Annotated in this window: 21 protein-coding genes; 18 read left to right on the top strand and 3 right to left on the bottom strand. The window is 64.3% G+C overall.

Annotated elements, in window-relative coordinates; genetic code table 11:
* The first annotated feature begins 92 nt into the window (after window positions 1–92).
* The 10 genes from DS839_RS27910 to DS839_RS27865 all read left to right on the top strand — a co-directional run bounded on the left by DS839_RS27910 (window position 93) and on the right by DS839_RS27865 (window position 9,540).
* Window positions 93–971, top strand: a complete 879-nt coding sequence (locus DS839_RS27910; protein WP_119273790.1) for a MurR/RpiR family transcriptional regulator — start codon at window positions 93–95, stop codon at window positions 969–971.
* A gap of 48 nt (window positions 972–1,019) precedes the next feature.
* Complete coding sequence (locus tag DS839_RS27905) at window positions 1,020–2,600, top strand: ABC transporter substrate-binding protein (protein ID WP_119273789.1); 1,581 nt, start codon at window positions 1,020–1,022, stop codon at window positions 2,598–2,600.
* 29 nt (window positions 2,601–2,629) lie between these two features.
* Complete coding sequence (locus DS839_RS27900) at window positions 2,630–3,556, top strand: ABC transporter permease (protein WP_119273788.1); 927 nt, start codon at window positions 2,630–2,632, stop codon at window positions 3,554–3,556.
* On the top strand, window positions 3,553–4,440 hold the full coding sequence (locus DS839_RS27895) for an ABC transporter permease (RefSeq protein WP_368911960.1): 888 nt from the start codon (window positions 3,553–3,555) through the stop codon (window positions 4,438–4,440). The genes DS839_RS27900 and DS839_RS27895 overlap by 4 nt, the downstream gene beginning before the upstream one ends.
* A gap of 2 nt (window positions 4,441–4,442) precedes the next feature.
* Window positions 4,443–5,411, top strand: a complete 969-nt coding sequence (locus tag DS839_RS27890) for an ABC transporter ATP-binding protein (protein ID WP_119273787.1) — start codon at window positions 4,443–4,445, stop codon at window positions 5,409–5,411.
* Window positions 5,404–6,402, top strand: coding sequence for an oligopeptide/dipeptide ABC transporter ATP-binding protein (locus DS839_RS27885; RefSeq protein WP_368911959.1), 999 nt, complete (start codon window positions 5,404–5,406; stop codon window positions 6,400–6,402). Before DS839_RS27890 ends, DS839_RS27885 begins: the two co-directional genes overlap by 8 nt.
* Window positions 6,399–7,892: a M81 family metallopeptidase gene (locus DS839_RS27880; RefSeq protein WP_119273786.1), complete on the top strand. Its 1,494-nt coding sequence runs from the start codon at window positions 6,399–6,401 to the stop codon at window positions 7,890–7,892. The genes DS839_RS27885 and DS839_RS27880 overlap by 4 nt, the downstream gene beginning before the upstream one ends.
* Window positions 7,893–7,984: 92 nt before the next feature.
* Window positions 7,985–8,404, top strand: coding sequence for an ester cyclase (locus tag DS839_RS27875; protein ID WP_368911958.1), 420 nt, complete (start codon window positions 7,985–7,987; stop codon window positions 8,402–8,404).
* Window positions 8,405–8,409: 5 nt separating this feature from the next.
* The gene (locus DS839_RS27870) at window positions 8,410–9,027 is read left to right on the top strand and encodes a TetR/AcrR family transcriptional regulator (protein WP_119273784.1); all 618 of its coding nucleotides are present in this window, start codon (window positions 8,410–8,412) and stop codon (window positions 9,025–9,027) included.
* A 24-nt stretch (window positions 9,028–9,051) separates the two neighbouring features.
* Entirely contained in the window at window positions 9,052–9,540 is a 489-nt protein-coding gene (locus DS839_RS27865) for a c-type cytochrome (RefSeq protein ID WP_119273783.1), read from the top strand.
* Window positions 9,541–9,555: 15 nt separating this feature from the next.
* Here DS839_RS27865 and DS839_RS27860 read toward each other — a convergent pair whose 3' ends face one another.
* A complete protein-coding gene (locus DS839_RS27860) occupies window positions 9,556–9,927 on the bottom strand; it encodes a c-type cytochrome (RefSeq protein ID WP_119273782.1) in 372 nt (123 codons plus the stop codon).
* A 303-nt stretch (window positions 9,928–10,230) separates the two neighbouring features.
* Between DS839_RS27860 and DS839_RS27855 the strand changes: the two genes are divergently transcribed.
* From DS839_RS27855 to soxA, 8 genes are read left to right on the top strand one after another with little or no spacing between them, the layout of a single operon-like run.
* Window positions 10,231–10,701, top strand: coding sequence for a (2Fe-2S)-binding protein (locus DS839_RS27855; RefSeq protein ID WP_119273781.1), 471 nt, complete (start codon window positions 10,231–10,233; stop codon window positions 10,699–10,701).
* 12 nt (window positions 10,702–10,713) lie between these two features.
* Window positions 10,714–12,885 carry a xanthine dehydrogenase family protein molybdopterin-binding subunit gene (locus DS839_RS27850; RefSeq protein WP_119273780.1) on the top strand — a complete coding sequence of 724 codons (2,172 nt, stop codon included), beginning with the start codon at window positions 10,714–10,716 and terminating at the stop codon, window positions 12,883–12,885.
* A complete protein-coding gene (locus DS839_RS27845) occupies window positions 12,885–13,208 on the top strand; it encodes a c-type cytochrome (protein WP_119273779.1) in 324 nt (107 codons plus the stop codon). The genes DS839_RS27850 and DS839_RS27845 overlap by 1 nt, the downstream gene beginning before the upstream one ends.
* Entirely contained in the window at window positions 13,183–14,457 is a 1,275-nt protein-coding gene (locus DS839_RS27840) for an FCSD flavin-binding domain-containing protein (RefSeq protein WP_368911957.1), read from the top strand. The genes DS839_RS27845 and DS839_RS27840 overlap by 26 nt, the downstream gene beginning before the upstream one ends.
* 11 nt (window positions 14,458–14,468) lie before the next feature.
* A complete protein-coding gene (gene soxX, locus DS839_RS27835; protein WP_119273868.1) occupies window positions 14,469–14,867 on the top strand; it encodes a sulfur oxidation c-type cytochrome SoxX in 399 nt (132 codons plus the stop codon).
* 3 nt (window positions 14,868–14,870) lie between these two features.
* Complete coding sequence (locus DS839_RS27830; protein ID WP_119273778.1) at window positions 14,871–15,248, top strand: SoxY-related AACIE arm protein; 378 nt, start codon at window positions 14,871–14,873, stop codon at window positions 15,246–15,248.
* Entirely contained in the window at window positions 15,245–15,565 is a 321-nt protein-coding gene (soxZ, locus tag DS839_RS27825) for a thiosulfate oxidation carrier complex protein SoxZ (RefSeq protein WP_119273777.1), read from the top strand. The genes DS839_RS27830 and soxZ overlap by 4 nt, the downstream gene beginning before the upstream one ends.
* Complete coding sequence (soxA, locus tag DS839_RS27820) at window positions 15,565–16,332, top strand: sulfur oxidation c-type cytochrome SoxA (protein WP_119273776.1); 768 nt, start codon at window positions 15,565–15,567, stop codon at window positions 16,330–16,332. The genes soxZ and soxA overlap by 1 nt, the downstream gene beginning before the upstream one ends.
* A 155-nt stretch (window positions 16,333–16,487) precedes the next feature.
* Here the strand turns inward: soxA and DS839_RS27815 are convergent, their stop codons facing one another.
* Window positions 16,488–17,924 carry an ATP-binding protein gene (locus tag DS839_RS27815; RefSeq protein WP_119273775.1) on the bottom strand — a complete coding sequence of 479 codons (1,437 nt, stop codon included), beginning with the start codon at window positions 17,922–17,924 and terminating at the stop codon, window positions 16,488–16,490.
* On the bottom strand, window positions 17,924–18,643 hold the full coding sequence (locus tag DS839_RS27810) for a response regulator (RefSeq protein WP_119273774.1): 720 nt from the start codon (window positions 18,641–18,643) through the stop codon (window positions 17,924–17,926). Before DS839_RS27810 ends, DS839_RS27815 begins: the two co-directional genes overlap by 1 nt.
* Between the last annotated feature and the right edge of the window lie 37 nt (window positions 18,644–18,680).

Raw genomic sequence — 18,680 nt, 5'->3', positions numbered from 1 at the left:
CTTTCAGCTATGATAGAAAGTTTACCAAATTGACAGCATGACAGAAAACTGACAGAGTTCATGCAACCAGAAAAAAGGAGAGAGGAAGCGGCATGCGGGAATCGGTGCGCCAGCGGCTGACCGCATGCCTCGAGGACGCGACCAAGGCCGAGCGCACGCTCGCCAGCTACATGCTGGCCAATCTCAAAAGCCTCCCCTTCGAAACGGCGGCGACCCTTGCCGAGAAAGTGGGCCTGAGCGAGCCGTCGGTCGGGCGTTTCTGCCGCTCCATCGGCTATGAGCATTTCAAGGGCCTGAAAGCCGACCTCAAGGCCGATATCGGCGACGGCCCGTGGCTCATCGGCGACAGGCTCAAGGACTATCGCGAGCGCAGCCGGCGTGGCAATGACGAATTGGCGCGCGGCCTCGAAATGGAGATCGCCGCTCTCGTCAATAATTACGAGATGGCGCGCAGCAAGGAATGGAAGCGCGCCGCCAGGCGCCTCGCTCATATTCCCACCCTCTATGTCGCGGGCTTCCAGACCGAGCGCGGCCTGGCGCAATACATGGTCAATCAGCTGCATTATCTGCGCCCGGGCGTGCATCTCGCCGATCTCGCCGGCGGCAATTTCTCCGATGTGCTCTTGGGCGAGCCGCGGCGGACCAATCTTGTCATCATCGAGGCGCGGCGCTATTCGCGGCTCGCCCGCCTCCTTGCCATCGATGCCCGCGCCCAAGGCATCGCTACGACGCTGATCACCGACAAGTTCTGCGACTGGGCGCATGACGTGGTCGACGAGGTTTTCGCGGTCGAGACCGATATCAACCAGTTCTGGGATTCGACGCCGCAATTCGCGAGCCTCATCGCGCTCATGATCAACAGCATCTTCAACGAACTCGGCCCCGACATCGAAGGGCGCATGAACAAGGTGGCAGCCCTCTACAGCCGCTTCACCGGCCGTGTCGGCGACCCGGGCAAGCCCGATTCGTGAAGCGGGCGCTCTCGCATCCAACCATAACAAAGGAAGACGGAGGAACTCATGAAACACCAGCTACGCAGGGCCTTTCTCATAGCCGGCACGGCGCTCTTGACCCTCGTCGGGGCAAGCGGCCTCGCCGCGGCGCAAGAGGCGATCTTCGTCATGCCGACCAACGAGGTCGGCGCCACCACCTACAATCCGGTCAAGACCACGTTGACCAACCGCGCGACCGAGCTCATCTATGACACGCTCGTCGTCCAGGACGTCGATCTCACCTTCCATCCGCATCTGGCCGATAGCTGGGAAGAGGCGCCGGACGGGATGCAGTGGATCTTCCATCTGCACAAGGGCGTTACTTTCCACAATGGCGAGCCCTTCAACGCCGCCGCCATCGCCGCCTGGATCCCGAGCTTCGCCGGCACCGACAACGCCTATATGGTCGCGGCCATCGACAAGGTGGAAGTCGTCGACGACCACACCGTCAAATTCGTGATGAAGCATCCCGAGCCCAATCTCCTGTTCAACTTCTCCCAGGTCTTCATGGGTGTTCCCGCACCCAAGGCCTATAAGGAGCTCGGCGACAATTTCGGCATCACCCAGGCGATCGGCACCGGTCCGTTCAAGCTCGAGAGCTTCGCCATCGGCCAGGAGACCGTGCTCACGCGCAATGACGACTACAAATGGGGCTCGGAGCTTTCCGACAACAAGGGCCCGGCCAAGATCGCCAAGATCACCTTCCGCGAGATCCCGGAAGATTCGACCGCCTTCCTCGAGCTCAAATCGGGCGGCGTCGACTTCCTCTATTCGGTGCCGACCGACTATCTGCCGCAGCTCAAGGCCGAGCCCAATGTCGGCGTCATCACCAGGCCCGGCACCGATGTCGCCTATATGCCGATCAATGTGACGTCGGAACCCTTCACCGACATCAAGGTGCGCGAGGCGACGGCCTTCGCCATCAACCAGAAGGAGATACTCGCCAGCATCTATGGCGGTATCGGGCTCGAGGCGCATAATTTCCTCATCAGCGCGCTGCCGGAATCGAAGGTCGATCCCAAATTCGAGATCAGCTACAACCCGGACAGATCGGCGAAGGTGTTCGACGAGGCCGGCTGGAAGCTCGGCGCCAACGGCATCCGCGAGAAGGACGGCAAGCCGCTCAAGGTCAAGCTGTGGACCCAGAGCGATACCGAGTTCAAGCGCCTGACCGAGGCGGTGCAGGCGCAATTGAAGGCGGTCGGCATGGATGCCGAGATCACCGTCTTCGATTCATCCGCCATCCGCGACCAGTACAAGAAGAACGAGCATCAGCTCGCGGTGCGCTCCTATAATTGGAGCAATGCCGACATCCTCGACTGGTTCTTCTCGGGCCAGCGCCTCGGCTATCCCAATATCTCCATGTGGAACGACCCCAAGGGCGAGGAGCTCAACAAGAAGGCGCTGACGGGCTCCAAGACGTCGGCCGAGCGCGTCGCCAACTTCAAGGCCTATCATGAATATGTGCTGTCGCAGTTTCCCTTCGTGCCGATCTATCAGCCGATGCTCAACGTCGCCTACAACAAGGACCGTCTCAAGGTCACCGACAAGATGCTGAGCAAGGGCGTCACCACCTCTTCGGTGCTCGATCTCGAGCTCGTCCAGTAGTCTCCACGACGTCAAGGGAGAAGGCCGGGATGCTGAGCTATGCGGTAAGACGCCTGCTGCTCCTCATTCCGGTCTTCTTCGCCGTTTCCGGCATCATCTTTCTCATCATCCATCTGGTGCCGGGCGATCCGATCGACAATCTGCTGCGGGTCGGCTCGACGCCCGAGCAGAAGGCCGAGATCACCCAGCGCTACGGCCTCGACCGGCCGCTCATCGAGCAATATCTCATCTGGCTGGGCAATCTCATGCGCGGCGATCTCGGCACCGCCATCGTCATGCGCCGCCCGGTCGCCGACCTCATCGCCCAGAACCTGCCCTATAGCCTGAGCCTCGGGGCCTCGGCCCTCCTGTTCTCGACCGTGCTCGGCATAGCGGCGGGCGTCGTCGCCGCCTGGCGCAAGGACAGCACTGTCGACCGCGGCGTCATGACCGGCATCCTGTTCGGCTCGACCTTGCCGAGCTTCTGGCTGGGGCTGATGCTGATCCTGTTCTTCGCCGTCTGGCTGCGCTGGTTCCCGGTATCGGGGGCGCGCTCCTGGCAGAGCCTGGTGCTGCCCATCCTCACCGTCGGCCTCGGCGGCACGGCGCTCGTGGCGCGCGTGACCCGCATCGCCATGCTCGAGACCGCGCAGAAGGACTTCGTGCTGCTGCTCCATGCCAAGGGCCTCGCCGCCTCCACCATCCAATTGCGCCACGTGCTGCGCCATGCGCTGCTGCCGGTCGTCACCATCCTCGGCCTGCGCATCGGCTGGATCCTCGGCGGCGCGGTGACGGTCGAATATGTCTTCGCCAGGCCCGGCCTCGGCACCTTGCTGATCAAAGGGCTCGCCCAGCATGATTATCCTGTGGTGCAGGCCTGCCTCCTGATGCTCGCCATCGCGGTGATGCTCGGCACGCTCATCGGCGATCTCGTCCAGGCGGCGATGGATCCGCGCATCAGGAGCGCGCTCGCATGACGATGCCCGTGACCGAAACCGGCACCAGCCCGTGGCAGGCCTTCCGGCGCAGCGTCGCCGGCAAGATCTTCCTGACATCCAAAGGCGGCATCGCCGGGTGCTATCTCATCGCCATCATCCTGCTGGCGCTCCTCGCCCCCTGGATCACACCCTATCCCTATGACGTACAGAACCTGTCCATCGCGGCCCGGCCGCCCGATCTCGCACATCCGCTCGGCACCGATGAATTCGGCCGCGACGTGCTGTCGCGCATCATCTATGGCGCGCGCACCTCGCTGTCGGTCAGCATCACCGCCATCGCCGTCTCGGTCTTCGTCGGCATGTGCCTCGGCGCCGCGGCTGCCTATTTTGGCGGCCTTATCGATCGCATCATCACGGCGGCGGTCGACCTCACCTGGTCGTTCCCGGAAATCCTGATCGCGCTCATCCTCGTCGCCATCATCGGCCCCGGCCTCAACAGCACGATGTTTGCCATCGGCATCGCCTACCTCGCCCAGTTCACGCGCCTGACCCGCGCCGAAATCCTGGCGCTCAAGAGCGAGACCTACATCGAGGCGACGATCGGCCTCGGCGCCAGCCACAGCCATATCATCTTCCGCCATCTTTTGCCCAATGCCATGGCGCCGGTCATCATCTGCGGCATGCTGGCGACGGGCGATGCCATCATCCTCGAAGCGACGCTCGGCTTCTTCGGCCTCGGCGCGCAGCCGCCGGTGCCAAGCTGGGGCGCCATGATGTCGAGCGGCACGGCGCAGATCTTCAAGGCGCCGTGGATCATCATCTTCCCCGGCTGCGCCGTCGCCGTGACGGTGATCGCCATCAACCTGTTCGGCGACGCCCTGATCCGGGCGCTCGACATCCGCTCCAAGCTCAGGGACGGCTGATCATGGCGCTGCTCGAGGTCAACGACCTGTCGATCGCCATTTCGGGCCTGAAGCCGCTCGACGGCATCAGCTTCGCGGTCGACAAAAGCGAGATCTTGGGGTTGGTCGGCGAATCGGGCTCCGGCAAGTCGCTCACCGCGCTTTCGGTCATGGGACTCCTGCCCTTGATCGGCGGGCGGATCCAACGCGGCTCGATCCGCTTCGACGGAACGGAGCTGACGCGCCTCGCCGAGCCGCAATACCGCAAGCTGCGCGGCCGCCGCATCGCCTTCATCACCCAGAATCCGATGACCTCGCTCGATCCCGTCATGCGCGTCGGCGCCCAGATCGACCAGGTGTCGCGGCTCCATCTCGGCCTCGACGCGGAGGCCGCGCGGGCGCGCAGCATCGCGCTCATGGAGCGCTTGCGCATCCCAGAAGCCGCGATGCTCCATCATCACTATCCGCATCAATTGTCGGGCGGCATGAAGCAGCGCATCGTCATCGCCATGGCGCTCGCCGCCGATCCCGATCTCATCATCGCCGATGAACCGACGACGGCGCTCGACGTCACCATCCAGGCGCAGATCGTCGGGCTTCTCGGCGAATTGGTGCGCGACCGCGGCCTCGCCCTCATCCTCATCACCCATGACATGAGCGTCGTGGCGCAGAGCTGCGACCGGGTGAGCGTGCTCTATGCCGGGCGGGTGGCCGAAAGCAATGACGTGCGGAGCATCTTCGCCACGCCGCGCCATCCCTATACGCAAGCCCTCATCGGCTGCATCCCACGCGACGGCATGCCGGCGGGAAGCCTCGCCGGCATTCCCGGGACCGTGCCGAGCGTCGGACATTACCCTTCCGGCTGCCGGTTTCATCCGCGCTGCGCCCGCAAGGAAGCGACCTGTGCCACGACCGTACCGTCGCTCGACGGATCGCCTAAGGGCGGCGCCGTCGCCTGCCATTTCAGCGATGCCGGAGCCGCCCATGGCTGACAAGATGCCAGCGCTTGTCGAGCTTCGCGAGCTCGACAAAGTCTTCGAGAGCCGCAAGGGCCTGTTCGGCGGCAGCCGCAAGATGACGGCGGTGAGCCAGGTAACGCTCGACATACCGCGCGGACAGGTGACGGGCGTGGTCGGCGAATCGGGCTGCGGCAAGTCGACTTTGGCGCGCCTCGCTCTGCGCCTCCTGGAGGCGACGAGCGGACGCGTCGTCTTCGACGGCGTCGATCTCAGAGGCCTGTCGCATCAGGAAATGCGGCGCCAGCGCCGGCGCATGCAAATGGTCTTCCAGGACCCCTATTCCTCGATCGATCCGCGCTACCGCGTCGCCGATGCCTTGCTCGAGCCGTTCAAGGTGCAAGGCCTGAAGCTCAGCGCCGGCGCGGCGCGTAGCAAGGTCGAAGCGCTGCTCGCCATGGTGGGTCTCGACCGCAAGCTCGGCGAAAGCCATCCGCATCAATTGTCGGGCGGCCAGCGCCAGCGTGTCGGTATCGCCCGAGCGCTGGCGCTCGAGCCCGACTTCCTGGTGCTCGATGAACCCACCGCCTCGCTCGACGTCTCGATCCAGGCGCAGATCATCACTTTGCTCGAAAGGCTGAAGCGCGAACTCGGCCTCACCTATCTCTTCATCTCGCATGATCTGGGGCTGGTGCGTTATTTCTGCGACCGCATCGTCGTCATGTATCTCGGCCGCATCGTCGAGATCCTTCCTCATCCCAAGGCGAGACCCCGCCATCCTTATACGCAGACCCTGCTCGACAGCACCTTCGCGCCCGATCCGACAAGGCGGCGTGAGATTGGCCAGCTCTCGGGCGAGATCCCGAGCCCCTTCGACCTGCCGCCGGGCTGCGCCTTCGCGGCGCGCTGCACCTATGCCGATGCCCGCTGCCGCAGCGAACGGCCGCGTCTCGAGACCTCCGCCGACGACCATGAAACGGCCTGCTTCAACCCCAACCTCTCACCTCAAAATCGGGAAACGCCATGACCTTCACCGTCCTTTCCGCCGAGTTCATGCATGAGACCAACACCTTCAACAGGAACCTCACCGACTATGACGCTTTCATGGAGCGCTTCGGCTATTTCGGCGCGGACGCGATCCGCGAGCTCGGCGACGCCAATACTGGGCTCGCCGGCTTCTGCGACGCGGAACGCAAATATGGCTGGAAGCATATCCATGTGCTGAGCACGGCGGCCGAGCCCGCAGGCTATGTGACGCGCGATGCCTTCGACCGGCTGGGCGGCGCCATCGTCGCTGCCGCCGCCAAGCACAAGGACAGTCTCGACGGCATCGCTCTGGCGCTGCATGGCGCCATGGTGACCGATTTCTGCGAAGACGGCGAAGGCGAGCTGCTCGAGCGGCTGCGCCAGGTGGTGGGGCCCGATCTTCCAATCGCCATCACGCTCGATCCCCATGCCAATGTCACGCCCAAGATGTGCGCGCTCGCCAATATCATCGTCTCCTACAAGACCTATCCGCATATCGACATGCGCGAACGCGCCCGCCAGGCGGGCGACATTCTCGAGCGCACGATGAAGGGCGAGATCCGGCCGCGCACCTTGCGCGCGCATCGCCCGATGCTGGACGAAGCCAATAGCGGGCGCACCGATGTCGGCCCGATGATCGAGCGCATGGCGAAGGCCGTCGCCTATGAGAAAGAGCCGGGCGTGTTCGCCGTCAGCATCAATGCCGGCTTCGGCAATGCCGACATCTGGGACGTCGGACCGACCGTGCTCGTCACTTACGAGGGCAATGAGGTACCACACCGCGCTTTCGCCGAGGGCCTCGCCGACGACATCTGGGAGAAGCGCTTCGAGGTCATCAACAGCTTCATGACGGTGGAGGAAGCCGCCGCCGTTGCCAAAACCTACAAGCGCCAGAATGGTCCGATCATCATCGCCGATTATGCCGACAATCCGGGCGGTGGCGGTTATGGCGATTCGACTAATTTGCTGAAGGCCATGCTCGATGCCGGCATCGCGGACGCCGCCTATGGCCCGATGGTCGATCCCGAAGCCGCGCGGCAATTGCACAAGCACAAGGTGGGCGAGCGCGTCAGGCTGAGCCTCGGCGGCAAGACCGATCCGCGCTTCGGCGGCGCACCGCTCGATGTCGAGGGCGAGCTGAAGCTGGTCAGCGACGGATCCTATGTCGGTGACGGGCCCATGGTCGGCAAATTGCGGCTGAGCTTCGGGCCGACGGCGGTGCTGAAAGTCGGCGGCATCGACATATTGGTGGTGACGGAGCCGGCCCAGATGCTGGACCTGCAGCAGTTCCGCGCCTTCGGCATCGATCCGGCGGCGAAGACGGTGGTGGCGCTCAAATCCATGCAGCATTTCCGCGCCGCCTTCGAGCCCATCGCCGGCAAGGTGATCGTCTGCGACAGCGGCGCTTTGTGCACGACCTATCTGGAGCGATTGCCTTACCGCAATGTGCCGCGGCCGATCTTTCCGCTCGACCGCGATATGCGGCTATAGTTCGAGCCTGGAGTCCTATTAAGATATTTACGTATTGACATGAGACGATAATCTCATTATGACCTTTGGTAAAGGCAATAATGAGGAACCCGATGCTGACCCCTGCGGAAATGGACCGTAAGCTCGACGAGCATTTCGGCTTCGAAGCCCGTGACGACGTGGAAGGCGTGCTCGCGACGCTCGCTTGCGACGCCGTGCATGATGTCGTCGGCTGGCCCAGCGGCCCTTCCTATGGCCGCGCCGAGGCCCGCGTCTTCTATGAGCGGCTCTTCGCCGATCTCTCCGAAAGCCGTGTCGACAGCCTGAGGCGGCTTTATGGCGAGAATTTCCTGGTCGATGAATCGCTCTGGCACGGCAGGGCGCATGGCAGGCCGTTCGGACTGGAAGGCCGCGACCGGCCGCTCGAATTCCGGCTGCTTCACGTCATCGAATTCACCAATACCGGTGAGATCGGCCATGAGAATGTGTGGATCGATTTCGCCGCCATCATGCGGCAGTTGCCGCAGGAGTGACGCACATGGATGGCGAAGGTGCCGGCCGCGCCAATCAGCGGCGGCGGACCCGCAAGGATCTGCTGCAGGCCGCGGCGCGCCTCATGAAGCACGGGCAAAATCCAAGCCTCGAAGAAATCGCCGATGAAGCCATGGTGTCGCGCGCCACGGCCTATCGCTATTTCCCGGGCGTCGAGGCGCTGCTCGTCGAGGCTTCCCTCGACCTCGCCGTGCCGGATGCCGACGCGCTCTTCCGCAACGACTCCTCCAGCGATCCGGTCGAGCGGCTCAATCTCGTCGATACCACGCTTCACGACATGATCCTCGCCAATGAGCCTTCGCTCAGGATGATGCTGGTGCATTCGCTGCAGCGGGTCGTCAAGGGCGGCGGGGACAGCGACATCCCGCCACGCCAGAACCGCCGCAGCCCCTTGATCGAGGCGGCACTCAAGCCCGAACGGAACGAGTTCGATCCCGCCGCCCTCAAGCTTCTGCACAAGGCGCTGGCGCTCATCATCGGAACCGAGGGGATCGTGGTCTTCAAGGACGTCCTGCAGACGAGCGACACGGAAGCGCGCAAGGTCAAGCAATGGGCCATCCGCGCGCTGGTGGACGCCGCGCGAAAGCCGCGGCGAAGGACCTGAGCCAATCATCTGAACGGAGCGATCATGCGAAAATCTTTGCTTGCCCTTGCGAGCCTGCTGGCCCTTGCCGACGCGGCATCCGCGGCCGACGACACGCTGCGCCGCGGCGAGTATCTCGCCACCATCATGGATTGCGGCGGTTGCCACACGACGGGCGTGTTTCTCGGCAAGCCCGATCCCGAACGCTATCTCGCGGGCTCCGAAGTGGGTTTCCAGATTCCAGGCCTCGGTATCTTCTACCCGCCCAATCTGACACCCGATCGCGAGACGGGGCTGGGCAACTGGAGCGCCGACGATATCGTCAAAGCGGTGCGCACCGGTGAACGCCCCGATGGGCGCATCCTGGCGCCGGTGATGCCTTATGGCCACTATGGCAAGCTGACCGATGCGGATGCCTATGCGCTTGCTGCTTATCTCAAGAGCCTGAAGCCTATCCATCATCAGGTCCCGGCCATTGCCGGCCATGCGGAAAAGCCGTCGGCGCCTTATCTGACGGTCATCATGCCCGACTAGCCGGCCTGGCCCGCATCAATTGGCGGCCGCCGGCACCGATTTGAGATAGGCGATGATGGCCTTGCGCTGAGCCTCATTGGGCACGCCGACCACCATCGTCGTGCCGGAGACTGCCTTGCGCGGATTGGCGAGGAAACCGTCGAGCGTCTGCTCGTCCCAGGTGATCTCGGCGCCTTGCAGTGCGCGGGAATAGCGCGCCCCTTCGACACTGCCGGCCTTTCTGCCGATGAGGCCATCGAGATGCGGCCCGGCCTTGTTCTGCCCGGCTTCAAGCGCGTGACAGGCAGCACAGCGCTGGCGGAACAGGCGCTCCCCATCGCCCGCCTGTTGCGCCGACGCCACGAAAGGCGCGCCGATGCCGATGACAAACATGACAGCGAAGGTCATGGCCGGTCTCAATCTCATTCAACAATCTCCCTGATCAAACAACAAAAAATCTGTCATGCGAAGCAGGTCCGCATGCGCAAGGCCGTCCGGACATGTAGGTAGGCGGCGCCGGCGTCGGACTCAGGGCGCGGTCTTCGGAAAATTGTATCAAGCTGTGTCAGCCGGCCCATCGGCGACAAGCGGAGACAAATTGAGCGCCCGTGGCCAAGTTTCTGCGACAGGTCGTCCTTAGCCTCGAGAGTTCATTGCGGCGCGGCAGCGCCCAGTTCCGGCTTGGCACCCCATCATCTCAGGAGACCCCGAATGGCCCGACTGACAATCAATGGCACTACTCGTGATATCGATGTCGATCCCGACACGCCGCTGCTCTGGGTCCTGCGCGAGCAGGCCGGGCTTACCGGCACGAAATATGGCTGCGGCATCGCGCAATGCGGTTCCTGCACGGTACATATAGATGGTGTCGCGACACGCGCTTGCGCGACACCTGTCAGCGCGGTTGTGCCGGAGCAGAAGATCGTGACCATCGAAGGGCTCTCGCCCGACGGATCGCATCCGGTGCAGAAGGCCTGGGCCACGCTCGATGTCCCACAATGCGGCTATTGCCAGGCCGGCATGATCATGGCGGCCGCCTCGCTCATCGCCCAGAACCCCAATCCCAGCGATGCCGATATCGATGCCGAGATGACCAATATCTGCAGATGCGGCACCTATAACCGCGTGCGCGCCGCGATCAAGCTCGCCGCATCCCAAAACACCACAACGACCAACGGCTGAGGAGGCGCACAGATGAACATGATTCCAAATCTTTCGCGGCGCAATTTCATCGCGGGCTCCATCGCCGCCACGGGCGGGCTCATGCTGGGCTTTCATGTGCCGCTGCCGAAGGCCGCGCTCGCCGCTACCGGCATGTCTCCCGAGATCAATGCCTGGGTGGTCATCAAGCCCGACGACACGGTGGTCATCCGTATCGCGCGCTCGGAGATGGGCCAGGGAACGCTGACCGGCCTTGCCCAGCTCGTCGCCGAAGAGCTCGAATGCGACTGGTCGAAGGTCACCACCGAATATCCGACGCCTGGCGCCAATCTGGCGCGTGACCGCATCTGGGGCAGCTTCTCGACCGGCGGCAGCCGCGGCATCCGCGAATCGCAGGAATATGTGCGCAAGGGCGGCGCCACCGCGCGCGCCATGCTGATCCAGGCCGCCGCGGCCGAATGGAATGTGCCGGCCACGGAATGCTCGGTGAGCAAGGGCGTCATCGCGCATCAAGCCAGCGGTCGCAGCACCACCTATGGCAAGGTCGCGGAAGAAGCGGCCAAGGTGACGCCGCCCGCCGATGTTCCGCTCAAGGATCCGAAAGACTGGACCATCGCCGGCAAGCCGCTGCCCCGGCTCGACACCGCCGACAAGCTCACCGGCAAGCAGGTCTATGGCATCGATCTCAAGCAGCCCAACATGCTGAATGCCGCGATCAAGGCCTGTCCGGTCTTCGGCGGGAAGGTCAAGAGCTTCGAGGCGAATGCCGTCGCCAACATGCCGGGCGTGCGCAAGGTCGTGCAGGTCGGCGACACCGCCGTCGCCGTCGTCGCCGACACATGGTGGCGCGCCAAGACGGCGCTCGACGCCTTGCCGATCGTCTGGGACGAAGGCCCGAACAAGGATCTCACCAGCACCAAGATCGCCGAGATGCTGGCCGAAGGACTGGAGGCCAAGGAAGCTTTCGTCGGCAATGAGAATGGCGATGTGCTGAAGGCACTCGCGGGGCCGGGCAGGAAGGTGACGGCCACCTATGCCTTCCCCTATCAGAACCACGCCACCATGGAGCCGATGAATGCAACGGCGGTGTGGTCGCCGGAGCGCTGCGAAGTGTGGGTGCCGACGCAGAATGGCGAAGGCAGCCTCGCGGCGGCCGCCGAAGCGGCGGGTCTGCCGCCGCAGCAATGCGACGTCCACAAGATCCATCTGGGCGGCGGCTTCGGCCGGCGCGGCGCCTTCCAGGATTATGTGCGCCAGGCCGTGCTGATCGCCAAGGAGATGCCGGGCACACCCGTCAAGCTCATCTGGTCGCGCGAGGAGGACATGCTGCATGGCGCCTATCATCCGACGACGCAATGCAAGCTCACCGGCGTTCTCGATGACCAAGGCAACCTGACCGCCTTGCACATGCGCCTGTCGGGCCAGTCGATCCTCGCTTCGGTCCGGCCCGACGGCATGCAGAACGGCAAGGACCCGGTCGTCTTCCAGGGCCTCAACCCGAAAGGCCCCGAGAACGAATTCGGCTATTCGGTCGACAATCTTCTCATCGACCATGCGATGCGCAATCCGCCGGTGCCGCCGGGCTTCTGGCGGGGCGTCAATCTCAACCAGAATGCCATCTATGTCGAATGCTTCATGGACGAGCTTGCCCATGCGGCAGGCCAGGATCCGCTCGCCTTCCGGCGCAAGCTCATGGCGCAGCATCCCAAGCACCTCGCCGTGCTGGACGCGGTCGCCGAGCGCATCGGCTGGACCAACCCGCCGCCGCAGGGCGTGCATCGGGGCCTCGCCCAGATCATGGGCTTCGGCAGCTATGTCGCGGCGGCCGCCGAGGTCTCGGTCGACAATGGCCAGCTCAAGATCCACCGCATCGTGGCGGCGACCGATCCCGGCCACATCGTCAATCCGGCGCAGATCGAAAGGCAGGTCGAAGGCTCCTTCGTCTATGGCCTCTCCGCCTGCCTCTATGGCGAATGCATCGTCAATGGTGGGCGCATGGAGCAGGAGAACTTCGACACTTATGAAGTCATGCGCATGGCCGAGATGCCGCAAGTCGAGACGATCATCATACCCTCGGGCGGCTTCTGGGGCGGGGTGGGCGAGCCTACCATCGCGGTCGCGGCGCCCGCGGTGCTCAATGCCGTCTTCGCCGCCACCGGCAAGCGCATCCGCATTTTGCCGTTGAAGAACCACAACCTCGCCTGATGCGCTCATCCTCGCCATATCGCAGCGGCGCAAGATCCCCCGTCGAGCCGATCGCGCTCGTTCTTCTTGCGCTGCTTGCGGGTCCGGGACAGGCGGCAGCTCAGACCTCCGCTGCCGCCTGTTCCGGCTGTCATGCACCGACGATGGAAGGCGCCGTGCCCAATCTCGCAGGAAGGCCGGCGCAGGACATCGTCGCGGCAATGGCGGCTTTCCGCAGCGGCGAGCGCGAGGCGACGGTGATGGACCGCATCGCAAAGGGGTATTCCGATGAAGAGATACGCGCCATCGCGGACTGGTATGCGCAAAGCGGCGCCAAACCGTAGGACGATCCTGAAGGGTGGTGCCGCCGGGCTCGTGGCCCTCGCCGCACCGCCCGTGCTCGGGCAGGCGCCTCAGCGCATCGTCGTCATCGGCGGCGGCTTTGCCGGCGCCACGTGCGCACGCTGGCTCAAGCAGGAAGCGGGCAAATTCGCCGTCACCTTGATCGAGCCGAACAACCGCTTCGCCGCTTGCCCCTTCAGCAACGCCGTCATCGCCGGACTGCGCCCGATCGAGGCGCAATATTTCAGCTACGACGGCGTGAAGAAATCCGGCGTCGAGATCGCCGAGCAGATCGTCGTCGCGATCGATTGGGACGCAAGCCAGGTGCGGCTCGCCGACGGCCGGAGCCTCGACTATCAGCGCATCGTGCTCGCGCCCGGCATCGATCTCAGATTCGACGCGCTGCCGGGCTATGACCAGCCGGCGGCCGAGATCATGCCGCATGCCTGGAAGGCCGGCGCGCAGACCGTTCTCCTGCGCCAGCAGCTCGAGGCGATGGCGGATGGCGGCGTGGTCGTCATGTCGGCACCGGCCAATCCCTTCCGCTGCCCGCCCGGTCCCTATGAGCGGGCGAGCCTCATCGCGCATTACCTGAAAGCCCGGAAACCACGCTCCAAGCTCATCCTGCTCGACGCCAAGGATACCTTCTCCAAGCAGAAATTGTTCCAGGCGGCGTGGCAAGACCTCTATCCGGGCCTCATCGAATGGGTGCCGCTGTCGCAAGGGGGCCGCGTCACGGAAGTCGATCCCGCCAGCAAGACGCTCATCACCGAATTCGGCAGTCACCGCGCCGATGTCGCCAATGTCATCCCGCCGCAGCGCGCTGGCGCCATCGCCGTCTCGGCCGGCGTCGCCGACCAGACCGGCTGGTGCCCCATCGATCCCTTAACCTTCGAATCGAAGCTCAGACCCGATGTCCATGTGATCGGCGATGCCGCCATTGCCGGCGCCATGCCCAAATCCGCTTTCGCCGCCAATGCCCAGGCCAAGGTCGCGGCCCAGATGATCGCGGGCCTCATGCGCGGCGAGGAAGTGCATGAGGTGAAGCTCATCAATACTTGCTACAGCCTGGTGGCCCCGGATTACGGCATCTCGGTCGCGGGTGTGTACAGTCCCAAGGATGGTCTCCTGACCGAGATCAAAGGGGCGGGCGGCGTGAGTCCGCTCGAAGCCAAGCCCGCACAGCGCGCCGTCGAGGCTGCCTATGCCGAGGCCTGGTTCCAGACGATCACCGGGGAAGTCTTCGGGTGAGGTTCTTCATCATGATGCCGGTCGTCATGAGCCTCTTGCCCTATACCGTCGCGGGTGACGCCATTCCTCTGCCGCTCACCGGCCAGCGCGGCGATGCCGCGCGCGGACAAAGCCTGGTGATGAGTCGGCAAGCGAGTCTTTGCCTGCTCTGCCATCAGGGTCCGTTTCCGGAACCCCATGCCCAGGGCACGCTGGCGCCGGATCTGCGCGGTGTGGGCGGCCGGCTCTCGGAAGGGCAGATCCGCTTGCGTATCGTCGACATGAAGCGGCTCAATCCTTCGACCATCATGCCAGCCTATTATCGCATCGCCGATCATGCACGGGTCGGCGAAGCCTGGCGCGGCAAGCCGGTGCTCGAGGCGCAGGCAATCGAGGACATTGTCGCCTTCCTCACTACCCTCAAGGAGTGAGACATGGCGCGTCCCTCGCTGCAAGAAGCGGTTCAGGAATTCGCGGGCTCCGCCGACATAAGGAGCGGCCGCGTCCATCTCGACATCCCGCCTCTGGTCGAGAACGGCAATGCCGTCGGCGTCACGGTGACGGTGGAAAGCCCGATGACGGCGAGCGACCATGTGCGGCGCATCGCCCTCTTCAATGAGAAGAACCCGCAATCGGGCGTCGCCATCTTCCATCTCGGCCCCCGCTCGGGACAGGCCAAGGTGTCGACCCGCATCCGCCTCGCCGCGTCGCAGACGGTCAAGGCGGTGGCCGAGCTCAGCGACGGCAGCTTCTGGTCGGGCGAGGCCAAGGTGATCGTGACGCTCGCCGCCTGCGTCGAGGATCTCCTGTGACGCGCGCCCTCATCAACGTGCCGAAGCAAGCGCACACCGGCGAGATCATCGAGATCAAGGCGATGATCGCCCATGTGATGGAGACGGGCTATCGCCGCGATGCGGGTGGTGCGGCGATCGAGCGGAACATCATCAACCGCTTCACCTGCTTCTATGACGGGGCGGAGATCTTCGCCGCCGAGCTGTTCCCGGCGATATCCGCCAATCCGTTCATCGCTTTCAGCACCATCGCGACCAAGAGCGGCACCATCGCTTTCGCCTGGACCGACGACAAGGGCAACACCGAGACCGCCACCGCCGAGATCAAGGTGGTGTGATGGCATGGCGGCTCCCGCTCCTCGCCGCGGCCGCTCTGATTTTATCCGGCGGAGTCTTGCAGGCCGGCGAGAAGAAATCGGGCTTCGACTTCATGGCGCCCGAGACGCAAGCCATGCAGGAAGACGATCTGAGCAATCCTGGCATGCTCTCGATCGCCGAGGGCGAGGCGCTGTGGCAAGCCCGTGACAACCCGGCGGGCACCGCCTGTGCGCAATGCCATGGCGAGGCACGGCAAAGCATGCGGGGTGCGGCGATCCGCTATCCGCAAGTCGACAAGCAAGGCGGCCGGCTGATCGACCTGCAGGAGCGGATCAATCTCTGCCGGCAGGAGAAGCAGTCGGCGGCGCCCTTCGCCTATGAAAGCCCGGAGCTCCTGGCGCTCACCGCCTATGTGGCGCATCAATCGCGGGGTCAGGTGATCGCGCCTTCCCAGGATGCGAAACTCGACAGGCATCGGCAGAACGGCCAGGCGCTGTTCGAGCGCCGACTGGGCCAGCTCGGCCTGTCCTGCGCCGCCTGCCATGATGCCGCCCCTGGCCAGCGCCTCGGCGGCAGCGTCATCCCGCAGGCGCATCCGACCGCCTATCCGCTCTACCGGCTCGAATGGCAGGCGCTCGGATCGCTGCAAAGGCGGTTGCGCAATTGCCTGATCGGCATGCGCGCCGAGCCCTTCCCTTATGGCGCCCAGGAAATGATCGAGCTCGAAGCCTATCTCATGTCGCGCGCCAAGGGGCTCAAGATCGAGACGCCGGGGGTGAGGCCGTAAGAACACCCTCGCCCCCAACGGGGGAGAGGGAGGGACCCGTCGCGCAGCGACGGGAGGGTGAGGGGGAACAGACGGCAAAGCTTGTTGCGCTTGAGCAGATTATTTCCGCCGGTTCCCCCTCACCCTAGCCCTCTCCCCCGTTGGGGGAGAGGGGATCAAGCCGCGGCCGCAAGCCTTGTGCGCGCGTCGATCGCCGGCAAGGTGATGATGGCGCGCAAGCCGCCTGGGCGATTGACCAGCTTAATGTCGCCGCCATGATTGCGCACGATGCTGCGCGCGATGGAGAGGCCCAAGCCCACGCCACCCGTCTCGCGATTGCGCGAATCCTCGAGCCGATAGAAGGGCACGAAGACCTGCTCGGCAAGCTCGGGCGGAATGCCGGGCCCGTCATCCTCGATCACGATGTCGATCGAGTCCTCGCCCTTGGTGATCGAGACGCGCGCGCGCTGACCGTAGCGCACCGCATTCTCGATCAGATTGCGGATGGCGCGCCTCAGCGCATCGGCGCGGCAGCGATATTTGATCTTGAAGCCGTTGTTGAACGTGACGTCATGGCCCATATCGGCGAGATCGTCGGAGAGCGACTGCACCAAGGCCGAGAGATCGATCGAGCGCGTCTCCTCGGCGGCCGATTCCTCGCGCGCGAAAGTGAGCGTCGCCTCGGTCATCTTCTGCATCTCGTCGATCGTCGCCAGCATCTTCTCGCGGATTTCGGCGTCGCCGACGAATTCGGTGCGCAGTCTGAGCGAGGTGATCGGCGTGCGCAGATCATGGCCGATCGCCGCCAGCATGCGGGTGCGGTCGGCCACAAAGCGCTGCAAGCGCTGCTGCATGCGGTTGAAGGCCTGCGCGGTGTAACGCATGTCCTGAGGACCCGTCTCGGGCAGCGGCGTCGTCGCCTCGCCGCGGCCCAGCGCCTCGGCCGCCACCGCCAAGCGGCGCATCGGGCGTGTGATGGCGCGTGCGGCGAGGATGGTGATGATCGACAGGGTCAGCGCCGTGACCGCGAAGGACAAAGCGGAGGAGCTCCAGAAACCGCCCATCGCCGGCTTGGCAAAAGCGGTGTTGAGCCATGTGCCGCGATTGAGCTCGACGGCAAGGCCTACGCCATAATAATCATCGAGCCTGATGAATTTCGCCGGACGAGGCGAATGCCAGTCTTCCGGTGACAGGTTGGTCCAGCCGGTACCGATGACCGCGCTGGCGCCGATCTTGTCATGCTGAAGATCCTTCTTGATCGCGCGGGCCATGAAAGCGGCCGACTCCGAAGATGTGAAAGGCTCCGTCAGCCGCGCCCATGCCGCCTGGCGCCAGGTTTCGGGATCGGCGGGAGGCGGCTCCGCTGTCACCCAATAACGCGTGTTCAGCGTGTTATTGGCCTGAGTGATCTGATCCTCGATCGCAGGCGATGTCGTCTCGAGCAGCCGCGCCACCGCTTCCGCGCGGCTCAGGAACTCGCCCTTATAGGCTTCGCGCACCGCATTGCCGCGCTCGTCACGCGAGATGAGGAAGCTGATCGCCTGCGACAAGAGGAGAGCGAAGAGCATGAGGCAGATGAACTGCGTGGCGATGCTGCGGTCCCAGATGCGCATCAGACCTGCTCCACGCCGGCGGCGAAGCAATAGCCGCCGCCCCAATGGGTCTTGATGAGCGCCGGCGACTTGGGATCGAGCTCGATCTTCTTGCGCAGGCGCGACACCTGGTTATCGATGCTGCGGTCGAACAGCTCGGCGGTGCGCCCGACGGTGAGGTCGAGAAGCTGGTCGCGCGTCAGCACCAGCCCGGCATGATCGAGGAAGGCGCAGAGCAAACGGTACTCGGCGGTCGAGAGCGGCACCGCCACGCCGTCGTGCCCTAAGAGCTCGCGGCGCCCGACATCGAGCCGCCAGCGGTCGAACCTCACTTGCTGCGCCTTGCTGCGCCCTTTCTGCGGCGGCAGGCTGGTGACGCGCCGCAGCACCGCCTTGATGCGGGCCAGGAGCTCGCGCGGATTGAACGGCTTGCCGAGATAGTCGTCGGCGCCGAGCTCGAGGCCGATGATGCGGTCGGTCTCGTCCGTCATGGCGGTGAGGAGGATGACCGGCACCTCGGTGGTCGAACGCACATAGCGGCAGAGCGACAGGCCGTCCTCGCCCGGCATCATGACGTCGAGGACGATGAGGTCGAAGGCGCTGCGGTCGAGAAGCCGCCGCAAGTTCGTCGCATTCTCTGCCGTCGAGACGCGATAGCCGTGCTTGGTGAGATATTTGCCCACCAGGTCACGAATGTCGCGGTGATCGTCGACGACCGCGATATGGGGTGCCGAGTCCATGCCCTGATCCCTACACCTCAATAACGGCAAGTAAAGG

Source organism: Taklimakanibacter deserti (assembly GCA_003574785.1).
The sequence above is the reverse complement of the archived record's forward strand: the minus strand, read 5'-3'. Positions and strand labels throughout refer to the sequence as shown.